The following is a 1,893-nucleotide window of genomic DNA, read 5'->3' as shown; positions in this document are numbered from 1 at the left end:
CACCACCCTCGCCTCGCTCGACGCGCTCAACACCCTCGTCGCACAGGGCGACCACCCCGAAGAGGGCCCGCTGCCCATGAACCGTTTCCGTCCGAATCTGGTGGTCGAGGGCACGGACGCCTGGGAGGAGGACGGCTGGCGGCGCGTCGCCGTCGGCGAGGTCACCTTCCGGGTCGCCAAGATGTGCGGGCGGTGTGTGGTGACCACCACCGACCAGAACACCGCCGCGCGCGGCCGGGAACCCCTGCGCACGCTCGCCCGCCACCGCCGTTTCGGCGACAAGCTCGTCTTCGGGCAGAACCTGGTCCCGGAATCCGGGGGCACGGTACGGATCGGCGATCCGGTGCGGGTTCTCGAATAATTCGACTGGTTCATCGGTGTTCTGACGGGACTCCCGTCCAATCTTGAAAACTCAACCTCTTACGATTGGGTTCGGGCACGGGGAACACAGGCCCACGGCCCGGCCGTTGGTGTTTGTGAGAAGTTCATGAGAAGGCCTGCGCGGAGGGTGATTTCGCTCTCTCCTCGCACGACCGGCGCGTGGACGGGCTCCGTTCGGGGTTGTCACGAACGCGGAAGGGGGTGGGACGACCGTGCGGGCGATCGGCGGACTACGGGCATGCGGTGGGCTGTGGCGTTGGCGGCGCAATCCGCTGCGCCGGACGACCGATCTGGTCGAGGCCTGGCTCGCGCTCGCGGCCCTCGTGCTGATCGTCGTCGTCGCGCCCGTGATCGGTGCCGTCGTCGGGAGCGCCGCCCAGGACGCCCTGCAGCGGTCCGTGCGGGAGCAGCACAAGGCCCGGCATCTGGTGACGGCCACCGTCGTCAGGAAGGTGGACGGCTCCCCGCTGGACCCCGACCCCGAGACCGCGACGACCCGCGACCGGCAGAGCCGGGTGGTCGCCGACTGGACCGGCCCGGACGGCACCGACCGGCAGGGCACGGTCATGGCGAACCTCAAGACCCCGAAGCCCGGCGACCGCTTCACGCTGTGGACGGACGACCGGGGCCGAACAGTCGGCCGGCCACTGGACAACGCCACGGCGGCGACCCACGCCGTGCTGGCCGGATTCGGTGCCACCGTGGTCGCCGGGGGACTCGTCGAGGGCGGTCGGCGGCTGATCGTCTGGCGCATGGTCCGCCGCCGGTACGCCCGTTGGGACCAGGCATGGGACAGGGCGGGGCCGGACTGGGGCAGGACGGGCACGGGCAGCTAGGGCCTGTCGTTCGGATCATGCCGGCTTCGGGCTGGGGCGCCTGCCGACCCCCGCGGCCCAGGCATGATCCGAACGGCAGGTCCCAGCGGCCTTCCGACTCCGGTCAACTCCCCCTGTCCGCGCACGCTACGGTGGACCGACCAGCCGAACTGTTCGGCATCGACCCGCGTTCCACGAGGTGGGGGCACAGCAACGCCATGGCACAGGGCACGGTCCAGGTGACGCACACCGGTACATCGCGGTGGCGGCGCCGCACGGGTGAGTACGCATCGCTCGCCGCGGCCCTGGAGGCCGCGAGCGACGGCGATGTGCTCATCGTCGCTCCCGGCACGTACCGGGAGAACCTCGTCGTGCAGCGCGGAGTCACGCTGCGCGGCCCGGAGGGCTCGCCCGGCTCGGTCCGCATCGCCCCCGTGGACGGGGTGCCGCTGACGGTGTCCGCCTCGGCCGTGGTGCAGGACCTGCACGTGGAGGGCCAGGACGCGGCGGCGCCCGCGCTGCTCGTCGAGGACGGCACTCCCGAGCTGCTCGACCTCCGGATCGTCACCCGCTCCGCCGTCGGCATCGAGGTGCGCGGGCGCGCCCGCCCGACGGTGCGCCGGTGCACGGTCGACAACCCGGCCGGGATCGGGATCGCCGTGGTCGACGGCGGCGGTGGTGTGTTCGAGGAGTGCGA

2 protein-coding genes and 1 pseudogene are annotated in these 1,893 nt (G+C 71.9%); all 3 read left to right on the top strand.

Going from position 1 to position 1,893, the window contains the following annotated elements; all coding sequences use genetic code 11:
* On the top strand, window positions 1–361 hold a 361-nt coding region (locus tag STRIP9103_RS43410; RefSeq protein WP_009341829.1), incomplete at its 5' end, for an MOSC domain-containing protein.
* Between the two features lie 232 nt (window positions 362–593).
* Complete coding sequence (locus STRIP9103_RS43405) at window positions 594–1,217, top strand: Rv1733c family protein (RefSeq protein WP_009341826.1); 624 nt, start codon at window positions 594–596, stop codon at window positions 1,215–1,217.
* Between the two features lie 197 nt (window positions 1,218–1,414).
* Window positions 1,415–1,893, top strand: a pseudogene (locus STRIP9103_RS43400) (right-handed parallel beta-helix repeat-containing protein); the annotation flags it as partial.

This window comes from Streptomyces ipomoeae 91-03 (assembly GCF_000317595.1).
GTDB lineage: Bacteria > Actinomycetota > Actinomycetes > Streptomycetales > Streptomycetaceae > Streptomyces > Streptomyces ipomoeae.
This window is presented reverse-complemented; position numbering and strand designations above follow the sequence as displayed.